Source organism: Leisingera sp. (assembly GCF_982940295.1).
The window spans coordinates 12933-35116 of the sequence record NZ_CEYXRG010000007.1 but is presented as its reverse complement, the minus strand read 5'-3'; the positions used below and the strand labels follow the sequence as shown (position 1 = coordinate 35116).

22 protein-coding genes are annotated in these 22184 nt (G+C 63.1%); 10 read left to right on the top strand and 12 right to left on the bottom strand.

Annotated features, from left to right (window positions below; translation table 11 throughout):
* Nucleotides 1-159: 159 nt before the first annotated feature.
* A complete protein-coding gene (gene rpe, locus AC4HIX_RS08525; protein WP_490398665.1) occupies nt 160-849 on the bottom strand; it encodes a ribulose-phosphate 3-epimerase in 690 nt (229 codons plus the stop codon).
* A 216-nt stretch (nt 850-1065) separates the two neighbouring features.
* Here rpe and phnC point away from each other — a divergent pair, with 216 nt between their 5' ends.
* The 5 genes from phnC to AC4HIX_RS08500 all read left to right on the top strand — a co-directional run bounded on the left by phnC (nt 1066) and on the right by AC4HIX_RS08500 (nt 5828).
* On the top strand, nt 1066-1884 hold the full coding sequence (gene phnC / locus AC4HIX_RS08520; protein ID WP_475050346.1) for a phosphonate ABC transporter ATP-binding protein: 819 nt from the start codon (nt 1066-1068) through the stop codon (nt 1882-1884).
* A gap of 66 nt (nt 1885-1950) precedes the next feature.
* Entirely contained in the window at nt 1951-2853 is a 903-nt protein-coding gene (phnD, locus tag AC4HIX_RS08515) for a phosphonate ABC transporter substrate-binding protein (RefSeq protein ID WP_490398664.1), read from the top strand.
* Nucleotides 2854-2950: 97 nt separating this feature from the next.
* Nucleotides 2951-3820, top strand: a complete 870-nt coding sequence (gene phnE, locus AC4HIX_RS08510) for a phosphonate ABC transporter, permease protein PhnE (protein WP_475050351.1) — start codon at nt 2951-2953, stop codon at nt 3818-3820.
* The gene (gene phnE / locus AC4HIX_RS08505; protein WP_490398663.1) at nt 3817-5181 is read left to right on the top strand and encodes a phosphonate ABC transporter, permease protein PhnE; all 1365 of its coding nucleotides are present in this window, start codon (nt 3817-3819) and stop codon (nt 5179-5181) included. The genes phnE (AC4HIX_RS08510) and phnE (AC4HIX_RS08505) overlap by 4 nt, the downstream gene beginning before the upstream one ends.
* Nucleotides 5182-5213: 32 nt before the next feature.
* Entirely contained in the window at nt 5214-5828 is a 615-nt protein-coding gene (locus AC4HIX_RS08500) for an LbetaH domain-containing protein (RefSeq protein ID WP_490398662.1), read from the top strand.
* 277 nt (nt 5829-6105) lie between these two features.
* On the opposite strand, the gene apbC is transcribed toward AC4HIX_RS08500, so the two are convergent.
* Nucleotides 6106-7272, bottom strand: coding sequence for an iron-sulfur cluster carrier protein ApbC (gene apbC / locus AC4HIX_RS08495; RefSeq protein WP_490398661.1), 1167 nt, complete (start codon nt 7270-7272; stop codon nt 6106-6108).
* 145 nt (nt 7273-7417) lie between these two features.
* Nucleotides 7418-8446 (bottom strand): type I glyceraldehyde-3-phosphate dehydrogenase, encoded by a 1029-nt coding sequence (gap, locus tag AC4HIX_RS08490; protein ID WP_490398660.1) that lies wholly within the window; start codon nt 8444-8446, stop codon nt 7418-7420.
* A gap of 144 nt (nt 8447-8590) precedes the next feature.
* On the opposite strand from gap, the gene AC4HIX_RS08485 reads away from it, so the two are divergent.
* Both AC4HIX_RS08485 and AC4HIX_RS08480 read left to right on the top strand, forming a co-directional pair.
* The gene (locus AC4HIX_RS08485; RefSeq protein WP_490398659.1) at nt 8591-9595 is read left to right on the top strand and encodes a LacI family DNA-binding transcriptional regulator; all 1005 of its coding nucleotides are present in this window, start codon (nt 8591-8593) and stop codon (nt 9593-9595) included.
* A 147-nt stretch (nt 9596-9742) separates the two neighbouring features.
* A complete protein-coding gene (locus tag AC4HIX_RS08480) occupies nt 9743-9958 on the top strand; it encodes a hypothetical protein (RefSeq protein WP_475050365.1) in 216 nt (71 codons plus the stop codon).
* A gap of 69 nt (nt 9959-10027) precedes the next feature.
* Here the strand turns inward: AC4HIX_RS08480 and AC4HIX_RS08475 are convergent, their stop codons facing one another.
* The 8 genes from AC4HIX_RS08475 to AC4HIX_RS08440 all read right to left on the bottom strand — a co-directional run bounded on the left by AC4HIX_RS08475 (nt 10028) and on the right by AC4HIX_RS08440 (nt 18847).
* Entirely contained in the window at nt 10028-11173 is a 1146-nt protein-coding gene (locus AC4HIX_RS08475; protein ID WP_490398658.1) for an iron-containing alcohol dehydrogenase, read from the bottom strand.
* Between the two features lie 65 nt (nt 11174-11238).
* Entirely contained in the window at nt 11239-12621 is a 1383-nt protein-coding gene (locus AC4HIX_RS08470) for an aldehyde dehydrogenase family protein (RefSeq protein WP_490398657.1), read from the bottom strand.
* A gap of 93 nt (nt 12622-12714) precedes the next feature.
* Nucleotides 12715-14067, bottom strand: coding sequence for a glutamine synthetase family protein (locus tag AC4HIX_RS08465; protein WP_490398656.1), 1353 nt, complete (start codon nt 14065-14067; stop codon nt 12715-12717).
* 117 nt (nt 14068-14184) lie between these two features.
* Entirely contained in the window at nt 14185-15219 is a 1035-nt protein-coding gene (locus AC4HIX_RS08460) for a TRAP transporter substrate-binding protein (RefSeq protein ID WP_039181977.1), read from the bottom strand.
* 27 nt (nt 15220-15246) lie between these two features.
* Complete coding sequence (locus AC4HIX_RS08455; protein WP_490398655.1) at nt 15247-15981, bottom strand: DUF4336 domain-containing protein; 735 nt, start codon at nt 15979-15981, stop codon at nt 15247-15249.
* A complete protein-coding gene (locus AC4HIX_RS08450; protein ID WP_490398654.1) occupies nt 15971-17473 on the bottom strand; it encodes a TRAP transporter large permease in 1503 nt (500 codons plus the stop codon). Before AC4HIX_RS08450 ends, AC4HIX_RS08455 begins: the two co-directional genes overlap by 11 nt.
* Nucleotides 17473-18069, bottom strand: coding sequence for a TRAP transporter small permease subunit (locus AC4HIX_RS08445; RefSeq protein ID WP_475050378.1), 597 nt, complete (start codon nt 18067-18069; stop codon nt 17473-17475). Before AC4HIX_RS08445 ends, AC4HIX_RS08450 begins: the two co-directional genes overlap by 1 nt.
* Complete coding sequence (locus AC4HIX_RS08440; RefSeq protein WP_490398653.1) at nt 18062-18847, bottom strand: N-formylglutamate amidohydrolase; 786 nt, start codon at nt 18845-18847, stop codon at nt 18062-18064. The genes AC4HIX_RS08445 and AC4HIX_RS08440 overlap by 8 nt, the downstream gene beginning before the upstream one ends.
* A gap of 153 nt (nt 18848-19000) precedes the next feature.
* On the opposite strand from AC4HIX_RS08440, the gene AC4HIX_RS08435 reads away from it, so the two are divergent.
* The 3 genes from AC4HIX_RS08435 to AC4HIX_RS08425 all read left to right on the top strand — a co-directional run bounded on the left by AC4HIX_RS08435 (nt 19001) and on the right by AC4HIX_RS08425 (nt 20775).
* Nucleotides 19001-19873, top strand: a complete 873-nt coding sequence (locus AC4HIX_RS08435) for a MurR/RpiR family transcriptional regulator (RefSeq protein WP_490398652.1) — start codon at nt 19001-19003, stop codon at nt 19871-19873.
* A 118-nt stretch (nt 19874-19991) separates the two neighbouring features.
* Entirely contained in the window at nt 19992-20336 is a 345-nt protein-coding gene (locus tag AC4HIX_RS08430; RefSeq protein WP_490398651.1) for a hypothetical protein, read from the top strand.
* 88 nt (nt 20337-20424) lie between these two features.
* Entirely contained in the window at nt 20425-20775 is a 351-nt protein-coding gene (locus AC4HIX_RS08425; RefSeq protein WP_490398650.1) for a RidA family protein, read from the top strand.
* Nucleotides 20776-20906: 131 nt separating this feature from the next.
* Here AC4HIX_RS08425 and AC4HIX_RS08420 read toward each other — a convergent pair whose 3' ends face one another.
* On the bottom strand, nt 20907-22181 hold the full coding sequence (locus tag AC4HIX_RS08420; protein ID WP_490398649.1) for an aspartate aminotransferase family protein: 1275 nt from the start codon (nt 22179-22181) through the stop codon (nt 20907-20909).
* Nucleotides 22182-22184 lie beyond the last annotated feature (3 nt).

The window sequence follows — 22184 nt, the reverse complement described above, 5'->3', positions numbered from 1 at the left end:
CCCGTCGAGGGCCATCAGGGCGCGGCCCGGCTTTGCCGGGCGGGGCGCGCAAACGCTGGCCGTATCACGAAAAAGCGCCGCGCGGAACGCGCGGCGCCAGGCCCAACAAGAGCGGCGCATAATTGATGCGCTTGGCGATTGGCGGGAGTGCCCCGTGCTTTACACCCACGTGCCTTTTGTGGCGGCACGGATCTTGCTGATATTCTCTCCATAGACCTCAGGGGTGTTGACCGAGCCGCCCTTGAAGACGGCGGAACCCGCGACCAGCACGTCAGCGCCGGCTTCGGCCACCAGCGGCGCGGTGGTCGGATCGACGCCGCCGTCGATCTCGATATGCACCGGGCGGTCGCCGATCATCGCGCGCAGACGGCGGATCTTGGCGGTCATGTCGATGAATTTCTGGCCGCCGAAGCCCGGGTTCACGGTCATCACGCAGACCAGATCAGTGAGGTCCAGGAGGTGCTCCACCGCTTCTGCCGGGGTGCCGGGGTTCAGCGCCACACCGGCCTTCATGCCAGCGCCGCGGATCGCTTGCAGGGTGCGGTGGATGTGGGGGCCCGCCTCGAAATGCGCGGTCAGCACATCGGCGCCGGCATCTGCGTAGGCGTCGATGTAGGGATCCACCGGCGCGATCATCAGGTGCACGTCCATCACCGTCTTTACGTGCGGGCGAAATGCTTTCACCGCCTGCGGTCCAAAGGTGAGGTTCGGCACGAAATGCCCGTCCATCACATCCACATGCACCCAGTCGGCGCCCTGCGCTTCGATGGCCCGGATCTCCTGGCCGAAGTTGGCGAAATCAGCAGACAGGATGGAGGGCGCGATCTTGATGTTGCGGTCAAAGGACATCTGGCAGCTTCCTTTTGCAAAGGGAATTGAGGAGTCGAAGGGCATATAGCCTCTGCAGCCCCGCCTGGACAGGGGCAGAATGCCGGCAAGGCCGGTTTCGCGGTGCGCAACGCCCGCGGGTTGCGCCGGGCCGCGTTACAAAACTTTCACGGCAGTGACACATGAGGTTTGAGCGGAGGCACTAGGCAATCCCCGAACGAGAAGGGAGCGCCACCCGTGCTGCGCATAGAAAAACTGACCAAGAAGTTCGGCGACAAGACCGCAGTGGACGCGGCCTCGCTGGACATCGACAAGCCGTGCATGATTGGCATCATCGGCCGCTCCGGCGCGGGCAAATCGACGCTGCTGCGGATGCTGAACCGGCTGGAAAACGCAAGCGAAGGCCGCATTCTGTTTGAGGGCCGCGAAATCACCGGGCTGAAGGGCCGGGACAAGCGCGCCTGGCAGTCCGACTGCGCGATGATCTTTCAGCAGTTCAACCTGGTGCCGCGGATGGACGTGGTGTCGAACGTCCTGCATGGCACGCTGAACCGCCGCAATGCGATGGCGACGCTGTTCAACCTCTATCCGATGGATGACATTCACCAGGCGATCGACATCCTGGACCGCTTGGGCATCGCTGAGCATGCCGCCAAGCGGGCCGAAGCGCTGTCAGGCGGGCAGCAGCAGCGGGTGGCGATCGCCCGCGCGCTGATGCAGGACCCCAGGATCATCCTGGCGGACGAGCCGATTGCATCGCTCGATCCGATGAACGCCCAGACCGTGATGGAGGCGCTGCGCCGCATTCACGAAGAAGACGGGCGCACCGTCATTGCCAACCTGCACACGCTGGACACCGCGCGCCGCTATTGCGACCGGGTGGTTGGCATGCGCGACGGGCGCATTGTGTTCGACGGGCTGCCGGAACAACTGACCACGGGCGTGGCCCGCGAAATCTATGGCGCCGGAGCGGATTTCTCCGAGGCCGCCACTTCGACCGAGATCGAGACGCTGGAAAAGACGGACGCCATGCGCGCCGCCATTCCCGCCGAGTAACCCCGAACCGTTTTCATCGACCCGGGGGCTGCTCCTCCGGGAACAGACCAACCGGAGAGACACGAGATGAAAAAGCTGATTGCTGCCGTTCTGGCAACCACCGCGCTGACCGCCCCCGTTGCGGCAGAGGAAATCAAGGAATTCCGTATCGGCATCCTGGGTGGCGAGAACGCTCAGGACCGCCTGAACAACAACGAATGCCTGCGCGAGTACACCGAGAAGGAACTCGGCGTCGAAACCAAGCTGTTTGCCCCTGCCGACTATAATGGCGTGATCCAGGGCCTGCTGGGCGGCACCATCGACATGGCCTGGCTGGGCGCCTCCGGGTATGCCAAGCCCTCCCTGTCCGATCCCGAAGCGGTTGAGCCGGTTCTGGTCAAGGTGAACACCGACGGCGGCTACGGCTACTACTCGGTCGGCTTTGCCCGCAAAGACAGCGGCATCACCTCGCTGGAAGACCTGAAGGGCAAAACCTTCGGCTTTGGCGATCCGAACTCCACCTCCGGCTACCTGATCCCGTCGATCGAGATCCCGAACAAGATCAATGCCAGCATGGACTCCGGCGACTACTTTGGCGAAGTGAAATTCACCGGCGGCCATGAACAGACCATCGTCGCGGTTGCCAATGGCGACGTGGACGGCGGTGTGACCTGGGCCGACGGCCTGGGCGAATGGGAAGACGGCTACCAGTCGGGTGCGCTGCGCCGTGCGGTTGACGCTGGCCTGGTCGATATGAACGACATGGTGGAAATCTGGAAATCCGCCCCGATCCCGGAAGGCCCGGTGGTTTTGCGCAAGGCCCTGCCGGCGGACGTCAAAGCCAAGATGACCGCGCTGATGGACAACCTCAGCGAGATCGACCGCGACTGCTTCTACGGTGTCGCAGCCGGCGAGGCCAAGAGCTTCGACCCGATCACCCATGATGCGTATGAGGTGATCATCGAAGCCCGCAAGCTGAAGTCCCAGTAATTTCAGTCCGCGCTCTGCGGGGTTCCGGCTTGCCCGGGCCCCGCAATTTCCTTGATGGCCGCTGGATTGGCCATCCATTGAAGACCAGGATCCCTAAATGGCAGATTTGACAGCCGCCCGGCCGGGCATCGAGGATATCCGGCAGCAATACACCGCCCATACTCAGCGCAAGAGACTGTATGGCGGCATTCTTCTCGCGGTTTTTGTGGCGCTGATGGCAGCGGGGTTCCGCACTGCAGACAGCCGCAATGCAGGTTCTTTTGCCGACGGGTTCACACGCATTTTCGACTACCCGACCGAAGTGCTGGCGGAAGCAACGGAGAAGGCCGCGCAGCTGCCCGGGCATCTGGTGCATTTCTTTCCCGCGCTGGTGGAGACGCTGAACATTGCCGCCGCCTCGACCCTGGTGGGGACCGTGTTCGGCACCCTGCTGTCGCTGCTGGCAACCCGTGGCATGTCGCCTTGGCCTGCGCTGATCCCGCTGTTCCGGCGTATCAGCGACATCTGCCGGGCGATCCCGGAAATTGTCATCGCGCTGGTGCTGATCTTTGTGCTGGGCGGCGGGCCGGTGCCTGCGATGATTGCCATCGCCATTCATACTGCCGGCGCGCTGGGCAAGTTGTTTTCCGAAGTGAATGAAAACGCCTCGCTGAAACCGGTTGAGGGCCTCACGTCGGTTGGTGCCACCTGGGCGCAACGGATGACGCTGGGGGTGATCCCGCAGGTGGGTCCGAACTACGTCAGCTACGCGCTCTTGCGGTTTGAGATCAACATCCGCGCTTCTGCCATCCTCGGCTTTGTCGGCGCGGGCGGCATTGGCTATGAACTCAAGAATGCGATGTCCTGGGGCCAGGGGCGCTACGACGAGGCCGCCGCGATCTTCCTTCTCCTTTTTGTCACTATCGTGGCCGTTGACCAGCTGTCCGGCCTGCTGCGTGACCGCCTGACCCATGGAGCGAAGGCATGACCACTTTTGACACCACCCTGACGCCGGCAGGCCTGAAGCCGGACATCACGCGGCTGTTCCTGAAGAAGCGGCTGATGAGTTTCGCCCTGCCTGCCGCGGTGCTGGCCTATCTGGCCTATGTGTTTTTTGCCTTCGACATGCCGGGCCTGTGGGAGCGTGCCAGTCTGGACAACGCCAAGACCCTGGTCAGCGACAGCTACAGCTACAAGACCCATGTCACCCGCGACAACCGCAGCGGCGATGTTTCGGTCGCGATCGAAGGCGAGCGCAAGGGGAGATATCCGGAAGGAACCGCACCGGATTGGGTGGCCTTTGGCGAGACCACGATCATTGATCTGGAGGACGGCCATACGGTCGCCTTCGGCCCTGAAACAATCGAATATGCAATCCCCGGCTACGGCACGGTGCGGGCCACACCATCCCGCAGCGCGGGCGTGCAGGCAGAGCTGCCGCCGGGGGCGGTGCCGGAATGGATCAGTGTCTCCAAGAACCGCCTGGCCGTTACCACCGAAGCAGGCCGCCTGACCGTGACCCGCAACAGGGCCGAGGTGTTCCGCTACTTCGCCGGATGGGAGCTGTTCTTCTTCACACTCGACAGCCCCTATTACGGCATGGGGGCAGGGGAGCTGCTGCAGCGTGCTGCCACAGGCGAGGCGGGCGCGATCTTCCAGGACTTCTGGACCAACAAGATGTGGCGCCATCAGGATGTCGCGTGGGCGATTGCTGAAACCCTCCTGATGGCCTTCCTCGGCACCATCGGCGCGGGGCTGGTCGCGCTGCCGCTGGCCTTTGCCGCGACCCGAAACTTCATGCCCCTGCGCAGCATCCGCTTTGCCATGCGCCGCCTGTTCGATTTTGTTCGCGGCGTGGACTCGCTGATCTGGACGGTGGTTCTGGCCCGCGCCTTTGGCCCCGGCCCGCTGACCGGCGCGCTGGCGATCCTGGTGACGGACACCGGCACCTTCGGCAAGATCTTCTCGGAGGCGCTGGAAAACGTCGACCAGAAGCAGATCGAGGGCGTTGCCTCCACCGGCGCCAAACCTGTGCAGCGCTACCGGTTCGGGGTGATCCCGCAGATCACGCCGGTGCTGCTGAGCCAGCTCTTGTACTTCCTGGAATCCAACACGCGTTCGGCGACCATCATCGGCGCGATTACCGGCGGCGGTATCGGTCTCTTGCTGACCCAGGCGATCATCACGCAGAAGGACTGGGAGGAAGTGGCCTATTACATTACCCTGATCATCCTGATGGTGATGCTGATGGACTGGTTCTCCGGCTGGCTGCGGCGCCGCTTGATCAAGGGGGAGGGCGGTCAGGCCACGCGCAAGGAGCGCAAGGGCAAGGCCTTCCTGCTGCCTTGAGCAGTATGCCGCGATCAATAAGGAGAGAAGACATGGCCCGTTTGCAGGCGCAGATGCCCTTCATCCACCCGGAATGCCAGATCACCGGCAGCTCCTTTGGAGCCTACGTTGAAATCGGCGCCGGCAGCCGGGTGGCAAATTCGGTGTTCGGGGATTACAGCTATTGCGACCGCAGCTGCGACATCGCCAACGCAGAGATCGGCAAGTTCGCTAATATCGCCAGCTGTGTGCGGATCGGTGCCACCGACCACCCGATGGAGAAAGCCTCGCTGCATCATTTCCTCTACCGGTCGGCAAGCTATTGGGATGATGCGGAGGACGACGGGGATTGGTTCGCCCGCCGCGCCAGCCGCCTGGCCCGGATCGGCCATGACACCTGGATCGGCCACGGCGCGATGATCAAGCCGGAGGTGACTGTCGGCGCTGGCGCGGTTGTGGCGTCGGGGGCGATTGTGACCAAGGATGTGGCGCCCTACACGATCGTCGGCGGCAACACGGCCAGGGGGATCCGCCGCCGTTATCCTGAAGCGGTGGCCGAGCAGATGATGGACCTTGCCTGGTGGGACTGGAGCCACGATGCCCTGCGTGCAGCGCTGCCGGACTTCCGGAACTTGCGGGCGGAGGAATTCCTGGAGAAATATGCCTGATCCGGCGGGTGGGAGGCTCCCGCCTGTTCCCGGGCATTCAAAGAATGCCCGTCACAGTTGGGCGTGGCGCCGCTTTGCGGCGCTGAAGGGCTGCACCCGTTCGAACCTCAAATGATCGCCCGGATCACTTTGTATCCGGCTATCACTGCTGAGAAGCGTGTCAGGTGCAAGTATGCCACTGACACGCCTTCGCGGTTGTTTGGCCTGCAATCCCGCCGCAAAGGTGAAAGGTGCCGCGCACCGCCGCCTCGCGGCCCTGGATCGGGGGTCGGCAGGGTTACGCGGCGCCTGCGTCGACCAGCTGGGTGGCGATTTCGAGGAAGACCTTGGCCTGGGCGCTCTCGGGCTGCGCGGCCACGATTGGCGTGCCGTTGTCTCCCGCCAGTCGCACGTCCAGATGCAGCGGCACTTCGGCCAGCAGCGGCACGCCCAGCTTTTTCGCTTCCTGCGCCACGCCGCCGTGGCCAAAGACATGCTCCTCATGCCCGCAGCGGGAGCAAATGTGCGTGGACATGTTCTCGATCATGCCAAGCACCGGCACGTTCATCTTGCGGAACATGTCGATGCCCTTGCGGGCGTCGATCAGCGCCACGTCCTGCGGGGTGGAAACAACGATGGCACCGTCCACATGGGTTTTCTGCGCCAGTGTCATCTGCACGTCGCCAGTCCCGGGCGGCAGATCGACGACCAGCACGTCCAGCTCGCCCCATTGCACCTGCAAGAGCATCTGCTGCAGCGCCCCCATCAGCATCGGCCCGCGCCAGATCACCGCCTGGTCCTCGCCAGTCATCAGCCCCATCGACATCATGGTTACGCCGTGGTTGCGCAGGGGCAGGATAGTTTTGCCGTCGGGGCTGGCGGGCCGCCCGCTGACCCCAAGCATCCTTGGCTGAGAGGGGCCGTAAACATCCGCATCAAGCAATCCCACCTTGCGCCCCTGCATTGCCAGCGCACAGGCGAGATTGGCCGAAACGGTGGACTTGCCGACGCCGCCCTTGCCCGAGGCAACAGCCAGTATCCGCGCCACACCCGGCACCTTCTGCGGCGCTTGCTGCTGCGGCTGGGCGGCTTTCTTCGGTTTCAGATCCGGCGGTGCTTTCTCGGAATGGGCGGTCAGCATGGCGGAGACTTTCTCCACCCCCGGCAGCGCCGCCACAGCTGCATCGGCCTGGTCCCGTACCGGGCCATAGGCCTCTGATTTGCCGGGATCGATCTCCAGCACAAAGCGGACGGTGCTGCCTTCAACGGTGACCGCGCGGGCGACACCCGCGCTGACGAGATCGCTGCCGCTGACGGGATCGGTGATTGTTCTGAGCGCCTCGAGGACGGTTTCACGGGTGACGGTCACGCCGGTCTCCTGTAGCTGTTCATGCCTTGCGCCCGTTGTGGCGCAATTCAACGCGTCATACCAGCCGCGCTCTGCCAGGAGTTTGTTTTTACGCATCCTGGAGTCAGCTTTTTTGTCTCGCACCGTTCACAAGAGACAAAAGAGGCCCGCACCATAATGCAACAGCGCCGCGCGTTAGCGCGGCGCCGGGCCCAACGGGAGGAGGCCCCTTGGGGGCCGGACGACGGGCGGGAGAACCCCGTCAGCTGGCCAATGCAACCCCGGAGGAGTTCATAACCGCGCCGATGCGGCGGCCGGTGTCCACCATGCGGTTGGAGAACCCCCATTCGTTGTCATACCAGCTGACCACACGCACCAGTCCTTCGGCGGTGACTGCGGTCTGCGCGGCGGCAAAGCAGCTTGAATGCGGATCGTGGTTGAAGTCGACCGAGACCAGCGGGTCTTCTTCATATGACAGGATGCCCTCCAGCCCGTTTCCGGCAGCCGCCTTCACCGCAGCATTGACCGCCTCAACGGTGGCAGGGCGTTCCGGCACAAAGCTCAGGTCCACCACAGAGACATTGGCCGTGGGCACCCGGATGGCGGACCCTTCCAGCCGGCCCTTCAGATGCGGAAGCACCTCAGAGATCGCCCGCGCGGCGCCAGTAGAGGTGGGGATCATCGACAGCGCAGCGGCGCGGGCCCGGTACAGATCCTTGTGGCTGGTGTCATGGGTCGGCTGGTCGCCGGTATAGGCGTGGATCGTGGTCATGTAGCCGGTTTTGATGCCAAAGGCCTCATCCAGAACCTTTGCCAGCGGCGCCAGGCAGTTGGTGGTGCAGGAGGCATTGGAGACGATGACGTCGTCTGCAGTCAGGTCCATGTGGTTGACGCCGTAAACCACCGTGCGGTCGGCGTCCTTGCCCGGCGCCGAGATCAGCACCCGCTTGGATCCGTTCTTCAGAAGCCGCGCCGCCTGGTCCCTTGCAGTGAACAGGCCGGTGCATTCATAGGCGATGTCCACGTCCTGCCAGGGCAGCTCTTCGGGGTTGCGGATGGCGCTCAGCCGGATGCTGTGACGGCCGACGCGGATCAGGTCATCGGCCAGGAAAACCGGCGTTTTCAGGCGCCCGTGCACACTGTCGTATTTCAGCAGGTGCACCAGGGTTTCCGGCGGCGACAGGTCGTTGATGGCCACCACCTCGATATCTTCTGCACCGCTTTCCAGCAGCGCCCGCAGCACCCCGCGGCCAATGCGCCCGAATCCGTTGATTGCAATCTTCAGTGTCATCTCTGATCTCCGGCTAGTTGCACCGGGCAAGCGCCGGTAGCGGTAACGGTTTCGGTACCGATAACGATAACGGATCCCAAAATCAACCCCCGTTACCAGTGAGCTGCCCTTGCAGCGGCCTGCGATCTGCAGGAGCATGGAGCCATGACGAAGAAACTGCTCCTGAAAGACGTGGCCCGGCTCGCCGGAGTCAGTGAGATGACCGCCTCCCGTGCGCTGCGCGGCGCGCCTGATGTGTCCGCTAAGACCAAGGCGAAGATTGAGGAAATCGCACGCATCCATGGCTATGTGCCGAACCGCATCGCCGGCTCGCTGTCCTCGCAATCGGTTAATCTGGTGGCGGTGGTGGTGCCTTCGCTCAACAGCTTTGTGTTTCCTGAAGTATTGTCGGGCGTTTCCGCGATACTGAAGGACAGCCCGCTGAAACCGGTGGTGGGGGTCTCCGGCTATGATCTGGCGGAAGAGGAAAGCGTCATCCGCGAAATGCTGAGCTGGCGGCCGTCGGGACTGATCGTGGCGGGGCTGGAGCATACCGAAGCCACCAGGCGGATGCTGCAGCAGGCCGATTGCCCGGTGGTCGAGGTGATGGATGTGGACGGCGACCCGGTGCGCCACTGCGTCGGTATTTCCCACCTGCAGGCCGGGCGCGACATGGCGGCGCAGATCCTGGCCCGCGGCTACCGCCGGATAGGCTTCATCGGCACTAAGATGCCGCAGGACTTCCGCGCCCGTAAACGCTTCGACGGCTTCACCGACGGGCTCGCGGCAGAAGGTGTGACCCTTGCCGACCTGGAGCACTATTCCGGCGAAAGCTCGATCCAGACCGGACGCCAGATGACCGCCCAGATGCTGGCGCGCAGCCCGGAGCTCGACTGCCTCTATTTCTCCAGCGACGTGATGAGCGTCGGCGGTCTGATGCATTGCCTAGCCGCCGGGCTGACGGTGCCGGGGGATATTGCGCTGGCGGGTTTCAACAACCTGCAGATCCTGCAGGGCCTGCCGCAGCAACTGGCCACGACGGACGCCTGCCGCCGGGAAATCGGCGAGCGTGCGGCGGGCATCATCCTGCAATCGCGCGAGGCTGGCGGCACGGGGGAGCTGGTGTTTGACCGGCTGTGCCCGGCGATCAGCCTGGGTGAGACGCTCTGACAGTCTGAGCGCCGCTGAATCCGGGGGCAGTTCGCGCCGAAAGGGCAGGGCGGCTGCATTTGCGGCGCTTTTCGATGGCTTTGCGGCGCGCCTTGGGGCAGCCTGTAGTCAGCCCGTTCAGACAAGCCATCCGGAGAAGGAGCCCCGATGCCCCAGTACAACGACATGTTCGAATTGTCCGTCGCGGATATGGAGCTGATCGAAACTGCCCTGCAGACCACCCGGGACACGTTGTCAGAGGCGCTTCCCGCGGCGGGCAGCAGTGAGGAAGACACACTGCGCCGCGTTCATGAGCTTTTGGGCCGGCTGCACAACCAGAAGATCTTCTATTACCCCAAGGACAAGGTCTATGTGAGCGGCTGACATTGTGCCGGAATGACAAAGCGCTCCCCGCGTGGCGGGGAGCGCTGAAGCCTGGTAATAGGCGTTTTCTTACATTGCAGCCTTGAACAGCTGGGCGAGGTTGTCCTCGGTCAGCTCAATCGGGTTGCCGCCGCAGGACGGGTCGATGATCGCGCCCTTGACCAGCTCGGGGATCGCACCCTCGGTCACACCCAGGTCCGACAGCCCGCGCGGGATGCCCAGCGAGTCGTTCAGCTCCTGTACAAAGCTGCGGAACCCGTCGAAACCGCCCTCGATGCCCAGATACGCCGCTGCCATGTTGAACCGGTCTGCAATCGCGGAGGCGTTGAACTCCAGAACGCTGGGCATGCAGACCGCGTTGGTGGTGCCGTGGTGCGTATTGAAATGGGCGCCGATCGGGTGGCTCATGGCGTGGATTGCGCCAAGGCCCTTCTGGAAGGCGGTGGCGCCCATTGCGGCTGCCGACATCATCTGCGCACGGGCTTCGATATCGGTGCCATCAGCATAGGCACGTGGCAGGTAGTCCTTGACCAGACGCATGCCTTCCAGCGCAATGCCCTGGGACATCGGGTGGTAATGCGGCGAGGAGAACGCCTCGACGCAATGGGCAAAGGCGTCCAAACCGGTGCCCGCGGTGATGAACTTGGGCATGCCGACGGTCAGCTCGGGATCGCAGATCACCACTGCGGGCAGCACTTTGGGGTGGAAGATGATTTTCTTTTGATGGGTGACAGAGTCGGTGATCACCGAGGCGCGGCCCACTTCTGAGCCGGTGCCTGCGGTGGTCGGCACGGCGATGATCGGCGCGATGGCGTCGGCATCGGCGCGGGTCCACCAGTCGCCGATGTCCTCGAAGTCCCACACAGGCCGGGTCTGGCCCGCCATGAAGGCGACCATCTTGCCCAGGTCCAGGCCGGAGCCGCCACCGAAGGCGATCACCCCGTCATGGCCGCCCGCCTTATAAGCGGCGACACCGGCGTCCAGGTTCTTCTCATTCGGGTTCGGGTCGACCTCGGAGAAGATCCCGCGGCCCAGACCGGCGGCTTCCATAATATCGAGCGTGCCCTGCGTGACCGGCAGATCGGCCAGCCCCTTGTCGGTGACCAGCAGCGGTTTCTTGATGCCGGCTGCCGCACAAGCATCGGCCAGTTCCTTGATCCGGCCAGCGCCGAATTTGATTGCGGTCGGGTAGGACCAGTTTCCAACGAGAGACATTTCGTTTTCCTTTGATGTAAGTGGCCCGCCCCGGGGAGGAGACGCCGGGGCGGGCGGGGCCGCCCTTAGCCGGTCACCTTCTTCAGGTGATAAGACTTCGGACGGGTCAGATTGTGATAACCGATGACCGACAGGCCGCCGCCGCGCCCGGTGTCCTTGCAGCCGGTCCAGCACAGGCCCGGATCCAAGTAGTCGGCGCGGTTCATGAAGACGGTGCCGGTTTCGATTTGATCGCCCACGGCTTGCGCCCGTTCCACGTCGGCGGTCCAGAGCGAGGCGGTGAGGCCGAAGTCGCTGTCGTTCATCAGAGCGATGGCCTCCTCGTCGGAGGACACCTTCATGATGCCAACGACGGGGCCAAAGCTTTCCTCGCGCATCACCCGCATATCGTGGGTGACATTTGTCAGAATCTGCGGCGTCAGATAGGCACCGCCGTCATCCTCGGCAAAGGTGCCGATATGGGCCACTGCACCGGCCTCAACCGCCTCGGCAATCTGGCCGCGCACTTCATTGGCAAAGCGCACATTGGCCATCGGCCCGATGGTGGTCTCCGCATCCAGCGGATTGCCCAGCTTGTAGCCCTTCACGATGGCAACGGCCTTCTCCAGGAAGGCGTCATAGAGGCTCTCATGCACGTAAATCCGCTCGATCCCGCAGCAGCACTGGCCGGAGTTGAACATGGCGCCGTCGATCAGCGTGTCCACCGCCGCGTCCAGATCGGCGTCTTCCATCACATAACCAGGATCCTTGCCGCCCAGTTCGGTGCCGACGCCGGTGAAGGTGCCCGCTGCGGCGCGCTCCATCGCCTGGCCGCCGCCAACCGAGCCGGTGAAGTTGACGAAGTCGAATGCGCGGTTTGCGATCAGTTCCGAGGTGGTATCGTGATCCAGGAAGACATTCTGGAACACGTCCTCCGGCACGCCCGCGGAATGGAAGGCTTGCGCCATGCGCTCGCCAACCAGAAGAGTCTGGGTTGCATGCTTCAGCACCACGGTGTTGCCGGCAATCAGCGCAGGCGCGACGGTGTTGACCGCGGTCATATAGGGGTAGTTCCAGGGCGCCACGACAAAGACCACACCGTGCGGAATGCGCTTGATGTAACGCTTGAAGGTGGCGTCCTCGCCCACTTCGATATCCGCCAGCGACTCCGCGGCGATCTTCGCCATGTGGCTGGCGCGCTCGTTAAAGCCGCCGAATTCACCGCCATAGCGCACCGGGCGGCCCATCATATGGGCCAGCTCCGGCACAATCTCGTCATTCATCGCGCCAACAGCGGCCACGCCCGCCATTACCAGATCAATGCGCTCCTGCAACGGCCGTGCCGCCCAGGCAGGCTGCGCCGCCCGGGCGCGTTCCGCGGCTGCAAAGGCGTCCTCGCGCGACAGCACTTCGCGCTCCGCAAAGACCGATCCGTCGACCGGCGAGATACACTTCAGGGTCTGGCCCATCGCCATTCACTCCATTCAGGAAAGGGCAAAGCCCTCTTCATCTTTCCAAAAAATACTCCGGGCGTCCGGGGGCAGGCCCCCGGCGCTTCCGGATCACGCCCGCTCGAACCCGCGGGCGATCTCGTAATCGGTGACCACTCGGTCGAAATCCTCGATCTCCACCTCCGCAGCGCGCGCGTAGTGGTCCACCACGTCATCGCCCATCGCCTTGCGCAGCATCTCCGAGCCTTTCAGCGCCGCCGCCGCATCGCGCAGCGTGCCCGGGATCATGCCAGAGTCGCCCTGGTACACATCCCCCTTGGCGGGGGCCTGCAGCTCCAGGCCTTCCTCGATGCCGGCAATCCCTGCCGCCAGCATGCCTGCCATCGCCAAATAGGGGTTCATGTCTGAGCCTGGAATGCGGCACTCCACACGGATTGCCTTTGTCCCGTCACCGCACAGCCGGTAGCCCGCGGTGCGGTTGTCCACCGACCAGATGATGCGCGTGGGCGCGAAGGTGCCCTTCATGAAGCGTTTGTAGCTGTTGATATAGGGCGCCATGAAAGCGGTGTAGTCGGGCGCGTATTTCAGCAGTCCGGCCATGTAGTTCTTCATCAGGGGCGACATGCCCAGCTCGTCGCTCTCGTCATAGAACGCGGGCTTGCCGTCCTGCCACAGCGACTGATGCACATGGGAGGAGGAGCCGACCTTGTCGTGGCTCCACTTCGGCAGGAAGGTCACCGCGTGGCCCTGCTGCTCGGCGATTTCCTTCACCGCGTGCTTGGCGATGGTGTGGTACTCCGCCGTGTCCATCGCCGCGGCGTATTTGATGTTCAGCTCCTCCTGGCCGGTCTCCGCCTCGCCCTTGGAGTTCTCGATCGGCAGGCCCGCATCCCACAGATGATTGCGGATCGGGCGCATCACATGCTCCTCGCGGGTGGTTTGCAGGATGCTGTAATCCTCGTTGTACCCCGAAATCGGCGCCAGATCGCGGAAGCCCGATTTACGGATCTCGTCAAAGCTCTGCTCGAACAGGAAAAATTCCAGTTCAGTGGCGCACATGGCGTCATAGCCCATCGCCTTGAGCCGGTTCACCTGCTTCTTCAGGATCGCGCGGGGGGAGTGGGAGACTTCCTCGTGGGTATGATGATCCAGCACATCGCAGAGCACCATCACAGTGCCCTCAAGCCAGGGCACCGGGCGCAGGGTCGAAAGGTCGGGCTTCATCACATAGTCGCCATAGCCCCGTTCCCAGCTGGTCGAGGCATAGCCGTCCGGCGTCGCCATCGCCAGGTCGGTGGCCAGCAGGTAGTTGCAGCAATGGGTTTCCTCCCAGGCGCCATTCACGAAATGCTTGGCGTGGAAGCGCTTGCCCATCAGGCGGCCCTGCATGTCCACAAGGCAGACCAGAACGGTGTCAACGGTGCCATCGGCAACCTGGTCCTTAAGAGTGTCGAAGGAGAGCATGAGCGGCCCTTTGTCTGTTGCGCGCAAAACTTTTCCTCAAAAGTTTTGGCAAATTCCTTGAGTAAGGAATTTGGCCCGCTGCGGCGCAGGCCAAATCCTGTTGTTTCAACCGAAGCCTCAGCCGTAGCGGTAGGGGCGGCCGGCTTTCTGCATGTCAGCGTTATACTTCTTGAAGATCTCCACAACCTTCGCCTTGGTCTCGGACTCGGCTGCGATTTCATCCCAGAACTTCACCGCCGCGTCTTCGACCTGCTGCCATTCGTTGTCGGGAATGGTGGTCAGCTTCATCTTGTCGCCGTTCACACGCAGGGACGCTTCGCCGCCCCAGTACCACCACTGGCGGTAATAATGCGACTGGTCGCAGCAGACGCGGAACAGGGTCTGCAGGTCTTCCGGCAGTTCGTTCCAGCGGCCCTGGTTGGCAAAGAACGAGCCCGCCCAGGCGCCGGAGATGTTGTTGGTCAGGAAGTAGTCGGTCACATCGGCCCAGCCGACGGTGTAGTCTTCGGTGATGCCCGACCATGCGATGCCGTCCAGCTCGCCGGTCTGCACCGCGACCTCGATGTCTTCCCAGGGCAGGGTGACCGGCACGACGCCGAACTGCGCCAGGAAACGGCCCGCGGTGGGGAAGGTGAAGACGCGCTTGCCCTTCAGGTCAGCCAGCGAGTTGATCGGGTCCTTGGTGGCAAAGTGGCAGGGGTCCCAGGCACCGGCCGAGATGTGCTTGACGCCGACTTTGGAGTATTCCGCGTCCCAGATCTCGTTCAGGCCGTACTGGTTGAACAGCACCGGCACATCCAGCGAATAGCGCGAGGCAAACGGGAAGTAGCCGCCGAACACGGTGACTTCGGTGGGCGAGGCCATCGAGTCATCGTCGGACTGCACTGCGTCGATGGTGCCGCGCTGCATGGCGCGGAACAGCTCGCCGGTAGGCACCAGCTGGTCGGCATAGTAGAGCTCGATCTGCATCCGGTCGCCGGCGATCTTGTTGAACATGTCGATGGCGGGTTTCACCACGTGTTCGGCCAGCGCAGCACCTGCATAGGTCTGCATCCGCCACTTGATGGTGGACTGGGCCAGCGCCGGGGTGGCCAGCGGCGCCGCCATCGCGCCGACACCGGCGCTTTGCAAAAACTTGCGTCTTGTTGTCATATCTTCCTCTCCTCTGTTGAACTTAAATCAATGCCTGTGCCCGCAGGGCGCCAGGTTCCTGAAGCCTTCGCGGAGCCGTTGCGGTGCATTCTCACGAAGGATGTCGCCGTGCGCGAGCACGACGGTTTCGGGTTTCCATTCCAGCATCCGGGAAAGCGCTTTGCGCAGCTTGTCCCGATTGCCTGCGAAGGAAAACCAGATGTCGATGGGCATCTTCCCGTTCGGGGCCAGGATGCCGGCGGCCCAGGCCAGCGGCCGCACCCACAGCGGCAGCGTCTTGCTGGGCATGTTCTCGATCAGGTCGGTCAGCACCAGCACCTTGGAGCGTTTGTGGAAAAAGACGACTTCGGTATGCGCCCTGCTTCCATGCACAATCATCTGGTCCAGCTCCGCCGCCCAGTCCTGCGGCGCGCTGTCCTCCAGGTCGCGGTCGAACTGAACCTCCACGCCCTGGCTTTTGGCCCGCTCGCGCACGTTGGGCGAAGCCCAGGCGATGGCCTCCGGATAGGCTGCAGCCCACTCCGCGATATAGGCGTAGTGAATCCAGTTGGGTGAAACCAGATGGCGGATGCGCCCCAGCGCCTCCAGTTCTGCGGCCAGTTCCTTGCTGTACCGGATCGGCGAGTGCAGGAACAGGTCGCCGTTCTCCAGGCGGATGACGGTCATCCGGGTCTGGAAGGGGATCTTGTAGAACTGGATTTCTGGTCCGTCCACGATCCAGATGTCCGGCCCCAGCGCCTGCAGCATGGTCTTATTTTCCATAGACATACTCCGGCAGCCACAGGGCGATTTGCGGGAACATCATGATCAGGGCCAGCGCCAGCACCATCACCGCGGCAAAGGGGATGATCGAGACATAGATGTCCTTCAGCCCGATCTCCGGCGGCGCCATCGCGCGCATCAGGAACAGGTTGTAGCCGAACGGCGGCGTCATATAGGCGATCTGGGTGGTGATTGTGTACAGCACGCCGTACCAGATCAGGTCAAAACCAAGCGCCCCCACCAGCGGCACATAGAGCGGCGCAACGATCACCAGCATCGCGGTGTCATCCAGGAAGGTGCCCATCACGATGAAGCTCAGCTGCATCAGGATCAGGATCATCCACGGGCTGAGGCCCAGCTTGGTGGTGAACAGATCCTCGATTGCCTTGACCGCGCCCAGGCCGTCAAAGATCGCACCAAAGGCCAGCGCCGCCAGGATGATCCACATGAACATGCAGGAGATGCCGAGGGTCGAGCGCACCGAGGTTTCGAATACCTCCTTGTTCATCCGCCCCTTCAGCACCGCGGCGAGGAAGGCGGTCATGGCGCCGATCGCGGAACTTTCCACCAGCGAGGTCCAGCCGTTCACGAAAGGCACCATCATTGCAGCGAAGATCGCCAGCGGCAGCACGCCGGAGAACAGCAGGCGGTACTTCTCCTTCATGAACACGTCTTTGTAGAACAGCGCGTTCTTGCGGGTCAGGAAGGACAGCGCCCCCAGGGCCAGCGCCACGCCAAGCGCGAGCTTGGTCTCCATCGCGCCGGTCAGGATCAGAAGCGGCACCAGAACCAGCGCGCCCAGCACGATGTAGTTCAGACGCAGCGGGTGGTCGGTGATCTGCTCGTATTCCGCCAGATCCTCGTCGTGCATGGCAGGGCCAAGATGCGGCTGCATGCGGGCGCGGACGTAGATGTAGATGATGAACATGGTGGCCATCAGCAGACCGGGGATAACGCCGGCAAGCCAAAGCTGCCCGACCGGCTGGCGCGCGATCATCGCGTAAAGAACCAGCACAACGGAAGGCGGCACCAGAATACCCAGAGAGGAACCCGCCTGAATGGTGCCGGTCACCAGGATCTTGTCATAGCCGCGGCGCAGCAGTTCCGGCAGCGCAATGGTCGCACCGATTGCCATGCCCGCCACCGACAGTCCGTTCATCGCCGAAATCAGAACCATCAGGCCGATGGTGCCGATCGCCAAACCGCCCTTCACCGGCCCCATCCACACGTGGAACATCCGGTAAAGGTCGTCGGCAATCTTCGACTCCGACAGCACATAACCCATGAAGATGAACATCGGCAGCGTCAGCAGCGGATACCACTTCATTAGCTTCATTGCGGCAGAGAACGGGATCTCCACGCCGCCGGTGCCCCACAGCAGCATGCCGGCAACCGCGCCGACAAAGCCGATGGCGCCAAACACCCGCTGGCCGGTCATCAGCATCAGCATCATGCCGGCAAACATGACGATCGCAATCCATTCGTAGGACATCAGATTTCAACTCCGCGCAGGCGTCCGATATCCCGGAACAGTTCGGCAAGGCATTGCAGCAGCATCAGGAAGACGCCGAAGCAGAGGATGGTTTTGACGGGCCACAGGAACGGCCGCCAGGCGGTGGAGCTGCGCTCCAGATAGCCGATCTTCTCACCGGCGGCGGCGGGACCTTCGGTCACCAGCGTTGTCAGGAGGTCCCAGAAGAACTCCAGCGGCTCCAGCCCGAAATAGCCAAGTGAGTAGGCCGTGGAGCTGAGCGCCCCATACATCAGGATCACCAGATAGGTGATCAGGAAAAGGACCGTGAAGGCATCGACCATTGCCTTGGTTTTCGTCGACCAGGCGCCATAAAACAGGTCCATCCGGACGTTTGACCCCAGCTGGATCGAATAGGGGCCGCCCAGAACGTAATAGGCGACCATCACAAACTGCGCGGTCTCCAGCGTCCAGAGCGACGGGTTAAAGAAGGTCTTGGAGACCGACGACCACAGCAGCACCCCGATGAGGGCAAAGATCAGGTACATGGCAAAGCGGCCGATGAAGCGGTTCATCGCGTCGATGCCGCGGACATAGGCCCGGATTATTCTAGGCATCGGGACCTCCCTCAGCCGTCAGCGCGGCCAGGGCCGGGCGCAGCAATGTCAGCATTTCTTCTGCCATGGCCTCTTCTTGTTCCGGCGTCGCCACCAGGTCGTTACGGATTTCGATCATCACATTGGCCAGCCCGTGCGCCAGACCGTGGAGCTTCAACGAATGGGTGACGCCGTCTGCCGGTCCATAGGGCTCATTGCGCTCCACCCGGCGGTGCGGCAGGGCAGAGGCCTGTTCCAGCATCGCGTCCGCCAGCCGGCTGTCGTCATCGTGCAGGATGCCGATTTCGACATCCCGCGGCTTGCCGAAATAGACGGGAGTGAAACTGTGCATGGTGACCAGAAAGGTCTTCAGCCCGGCCTCTTTCCGCGCCTTGATCACGTCCGTTACCGTTTGGCAAAACGGCACATAAACCTTGTCCACGCGTTCCTGGCGCTCTTCATCACTCAGCCCGAAATTGCCCGGCACCGCGACCAGCTCGGATTTCTCCGGCATGGCGCTGGCCGCCTCGGGCGGGCGGTTGCAGTCGTAAACCAGCCGCGACACCCGGCTGGCCACCAGCGTTGCATCCAGCGCCTTGGCCATGTGCAAGGCCACCGCCCGCGCGCCTGGGTCCCAGGCGGCATGGCTCAGCCGGTCCTCATCGCGCAGCCCCAGCCCGTTATAGCGGCCGGGAATGTTGCTGGAGGCATGTTCGCACAGCAGCAGGACCGGGCTGGTGCCCTCACGGTTCACCACCTCGACTGTTTCTCCCAAAGCGTGAGAATCGCTCCCTCGCATCTGCTGTCTCCCTGCGATTTGGAAAAATGTTTCCATGAAGAGATATTTGTGTCAATATCTTTTCATGACCGGTTTCGGACAGGGATTCCTGAAACTTTCTTTTCAGGCCGGATCCGGGTAGGAAAGTGTCCGTTCAAACGCAGGGAAGCGCCGTTGTCCAAACCGCCCGCCACAGTTCGCGAGTTGATCCGCGAGAATTATTCCTCGCTTACCCAGTCCGAGCGCAAATTCGCGAACCTTCTGCTGGAGAACTATCCTGCGGCGGGTCTGGCCTCGATCACCATCGTCGCCGGCAATGCCGAGGTCTCCACACCGACGGTGGCCCGGATGGTGCAGAAACTGGGCTTCAAGGGCTATCCGCAGTTCCATCAGGCGTTGCTGAAGGAGCTTGAGGCCAAGGTCTCCGGCCCCACCAAGCGGCGCGACAACTGGGCGACCGAGGCGCCCGAGGGCCATCTGCTGAACAGATTTGCACAGGCGGTCACTGACAACCTGCAGCAGACGTTTTCCAACATCGACTCGGCACAGTTCGACGCCGCCGTGCATCAGCTCGCCAATACCGAGGGGCGGCTTTACGTCGTCGGCGGCCGCATCACCCGGGCGCTGGCGGATTATGCCTTCACCCACTTCCAGGCGATCCGGCAGCGGGTCACCCATATGACCTCCTCCTCCGCCACATGGCCGCATTACGTGCTGGACATGGTCGAAGGCGACACGCTCCTGATGTTCGACGTGCGCCGCTATGAGACCAACCTGCAGCGGCTGGCGGAGCTTGCCTCGGAGCGGGGGGTGAAGATTGTCCTGATCACCGACCAATGGGCCAGCCCCATCGCCTCGGTCGCCGAACGCACCTTCAACTGCTGGGTCGAAATCCCGTCGGCCTGGGACTCCAACATCTCCACCATGATGCTGCTGGAGGCGATGATCGCCGCCACCCAGGAGGAAAGCTGGGACAAGACCAAGGACCGGTACGACCGCCTGGATGAGCTGTTCGACATGACCCGGCTGTTCCGCAAATTCTCCTGATCCGGCCTGAACTGACCTGCCGCATGGACTTTGACGGCGGCTTGCGCCTTACTGGTCTGGGTGCGGCCCGCCGTAGGGCAGCGCGCCGGGCCGGTTCCTTTCAGGCAGGAGTACTCAAATGCGATTTTCCCGAATTCTGACCGCCGCCGCAGTTGCGGCGCTTGTTGCAGCGCCCGCCGCGGCCAACCCGCTCAGCCGCATTCTGGCCAAGTCCGGGCTGACGCCGCAGGACACCAACCTCATGCGCAAAGCTGAGCAGGCACTGCTGGCTGAGGGCGGCAGCGGCCATAGGGCCAAGTGGAGCAACCCGGACAGCGGCGCGAATGGAGAGGTCCGCGTGGCCGGCAAGGAGGGCGATTGCCTGCTGCTCCAGCATCAGGCCTATCTCAAGGACAGCCAGGACGCCAAACAGGTCCGCCGCAAGTTCTGCCCCTCTGGCGGGGACTGGCTGCTGTCGCAATGATCTGCTGCAACCCCGCGTCCTTGCCGCGGCACAGAGGCAGAGCTAAGCAAGGCGCAGGATTTTCTGACTTTTCAAGAGCGAGGCACCCATGTCCGAGATCACCCGCAAACACACCGGCCAGCGCATGAGCCAGATCGTCACCCATGGCGATACCATCTATCTGGCCGGCCAGGTCGGCACCGCCGGTGCCAGTGTGGAGCAGCAGACCAAGGATTGCCCGGACAAGATCGAGGCGCTGCTGGCCGAGGCAGGCAGCGACAAGACCCGCATCCTGCAGACGGTGATCTGGCTCGCCGACATGAAGGACTTTGCCGAGATGAATGCGGTCTGGGACGCCTGGGTGCCCGAAGGCCACGCCCCGGCGCGCGCCTGCGGCGAGGCCAAGCTGGCCCGCGAAGATCTGCTGGTCGAATTCATCGTCACCGCTGCCAAGGCCTGAGCCCTGCATAGGGAGCATTCGGGCGGGCCATTGGCCCGCCTTTCTATTTTCGGTGCCGCCGCAGGACAGGCTCAGGGCTTCAGTACCAATGTCCCGCCCATTGCCCGATTCACGTGCAACAGCGCGTGCTTTCAGTCCAGCGCCATGGCAGCCTTGCGGATTGCCGCCTCGGTCTGCTGCAGGTCTTTTTCCGTCAGCGCCAGGCTCGGGTAGGTTTTGCCCGGCGATTTGAAGATGCCTTCCTCGCGCAGCACCGCGTTATAGCGCCTGGTGCGTTCGGCATCGCCTGCCTGGGTGTCGCGGTAGTCCCGCACCTTGGCACTGGTAAACACCACCTCGAACAGCGACGGCTCACCGACGATCCGGAACGGCACCCCGGCTTCTTCCAGCGCAGCACTGGTCGCCTGCATCAGCCGCTTGCCGGTACCGTTCAGCTGGTCATAAGCCCCGTCGCGGCGCAGCACCTCCATGGTCTTGAGGCCCGCAACAGCGGCCACCGGGTTGCCCGACAGTGTCCCCAGCTGCATCAGCCAGCCCTCGGCGCCGACCTGCGCCTTGTCGAAATGCCGCATGATATCGGCGCGCCCCGCGATGGCCGCCAGGGGGAAGCCGCCGCCGATCACCTTGCCCAGGGTCGCCAGGTCCGGGGTCACGCCGTACAGTTCCTGCGCGCCGCCATAGGCAAAACGGAATCCGGTCACCACCTCGTCAAAGATCAGCAGGCTGCCGTGTTTCTGTGTCTCTTCGCGCAACAGCTCAAGGAAACCTGGCAGCGGCGGCACGATGCGCTGCAGCGGCTCGGCAATGATGGCGGCAATCTCGTGCCCATGCTCCGCCATCAGCTGCTTGATGTATTCAAAGTCGTTGAACGGCGCGACCAGCACATCGGCCGCCACCGACGGCGGAATGCCCGCGCTGTCCGGTACCGCCTGCGGGAAATTCACCCGGACTGAGGGCGCCAGGCTCATCTGCGCCTCAGCCGACATGCCGTGATAGCCGCCCTCGAACTTCACGATCTTGGTGCGCCCGGTAAAGGCGCGGGCCAGGCGGATCGCATACATATCCGCTTCGCCGCCAGTGGAGACGTAGCGCAGCTGCTCGCCGCAAGGAACCGCGCGGCAGATCTCCTCGGCCAGCTCGATCCCGCGGGCGTTGTTGGCAAAGAATGTCATGCCCTTGGGCAGCTGCTCCAGCACCGCCTCCATCACCTCCGGGTGGCCGTGGCCCAGCATCATCGGGCCGGAGCCGATCAGGTAGTCGATGTATTCCTTGCCGTCTTCGTCCCACACGCGGGAGCCCTTGCCCTCGCGGATGACGATACCGGGGTCAAAGTTGCCAAAGCCGCCTGCGGGCAGCACCGCGCGGGCGCGGTCAATCCATTCAGCCTGGGTGAGGATCTTTTCCATGTC

Coding starts and splice junctions, on each gene's coding strand:
- AC4HIX_RS08475 (WP_490398658.1), bottom strand. CDS start 11,173: ATGTCTCTCGTTGGAAACTGGTCCTACCCGACCGCAATCAAATTCGGC.
- AC4HIX_RS08500 (WP_490398662.1), top strand. CDS start 5,214: ATGGCCCGTTTGCAGGCGCAGATGCCCTTCATCCACCCGGAATGCCAG.
- AC4HIX_RS08450 (WP_490398654.1), bottom strand. CDS start 17,473: ATGTCCTACGAATGGATTGCGATCGTCATGTTTGCCGGCATGATGCTG.
- AC4HIX_RS08455 (WP_490398655.1), bottom strand. CDS start 15,981: ATGGAAAATAAGACCATGCTGCAGGCGCTGGGGCCGGACATCTGGATC.
- phnE (WP_475050351.1), top strand. CDS start 2,951: ATGGCAGATTTGACAGCCGCCCGGCCGGGCATCGAGGATATCCGGCAG.
- rpe (WP_490398665.1), bottom strand. CDS start 849: ATGTCCTTTGACCGCAACATCAAGATCGCGCCCTCCATCCTGTCTGCT.
- AC4HIX_RS08440 (WP_490398653.1), bottom strand. CDS start 18,847: ATGCGAGGGAGCGATTCTCACGCTTTGGGAGAAACAGTCGAGGTGGTG.
- apbC (WP_490398661.1), bottom strand. CDS start 7,272: ATGCGTAAAAACAAACTCCTGGCAGAGCGCGGCTGGTATGACGCGTTG.
- phnE (WP_490398663.1), top strand. CDS start 3,817: ATGACCACTTTTGACACCACCCTGACGCCGGCAGGCCTGAAGCCGGAC.
- AC4HIX_RS08470 (WP_490398657.1), bottom strand. CDS start 12,621: ATGGGCCAGACCCTGAAGTGTATCTCGCCGGTCGACGGATCGGTCTTT.
- AC4HIX_RS08460 (WP_039181977.1), bottom strand. CDS start 15,219: ATGACAACAAGACGCAAGTTTTTGCAAAGCGCCGGTGTCGGCGCGATG.
- AC4HIX_RS08430 (WP_490398651.1), top strand. CDS start 19,992: ATGCGATTTTCCCGAATTCTGACCGCCGCCGCAGTTGCGGCGCTTGTT.
- phnD (WP_490398664.1), top strand. CDS start 1,951: ATGAAAAAGCTGATTGCTGCCGTTCTGGCAACCACCGCGCTGACCGCC.
- AC4HIX_RS08465 (WP_490398656.1), bottom strand. CDS start 14,067: ATGCTCTCCTTCGACACTCTTAAGGACCAGGTTGCCGATGGCACCGTT.
- gap (WP_490398660.1), bottom strand. CDS start 8,446: ATGACACTGAAGATTGCAATCAACGGATTCGGGCGCATTGGCCGCGGG.
- AC4HIX_RS08480 (WP_475050365.1), top strand. CDS start 9,743: ATGCCCCAGTACAACGACATGTTCGAATTGTCCGTCGCGGATATGGAG.
- AC4HIX_RS08445 (WP_475050378.1), bottom strand. CDS start 18,069: ATGCCTAGAATAATCCGGGCCTATGTCCGCGGCATCGACGCGATGAAC.
- AC4HIX_RS08485 (WP_490398659.1), top strand. CDS start 8,591: ATGACGAAGAAACTGCTCCTGAAAGACGTGGCCCGGCTCGCCGGAGTC.
- AC4HIX_RS08420 (WP_490398649.1), bottom strand. CDS start 22,181: ATGGAAAAGATCCTCACCCAGGCTGAATGGATTGACCGCGCCCGCGCG.
- AC4HIX_RS08425 (WP_490398650.1), top strand. CDS start 20,425: ATGTCCGAGATCACCCGCAAACACACCGGCCAGCGCATGAGCCAGATC.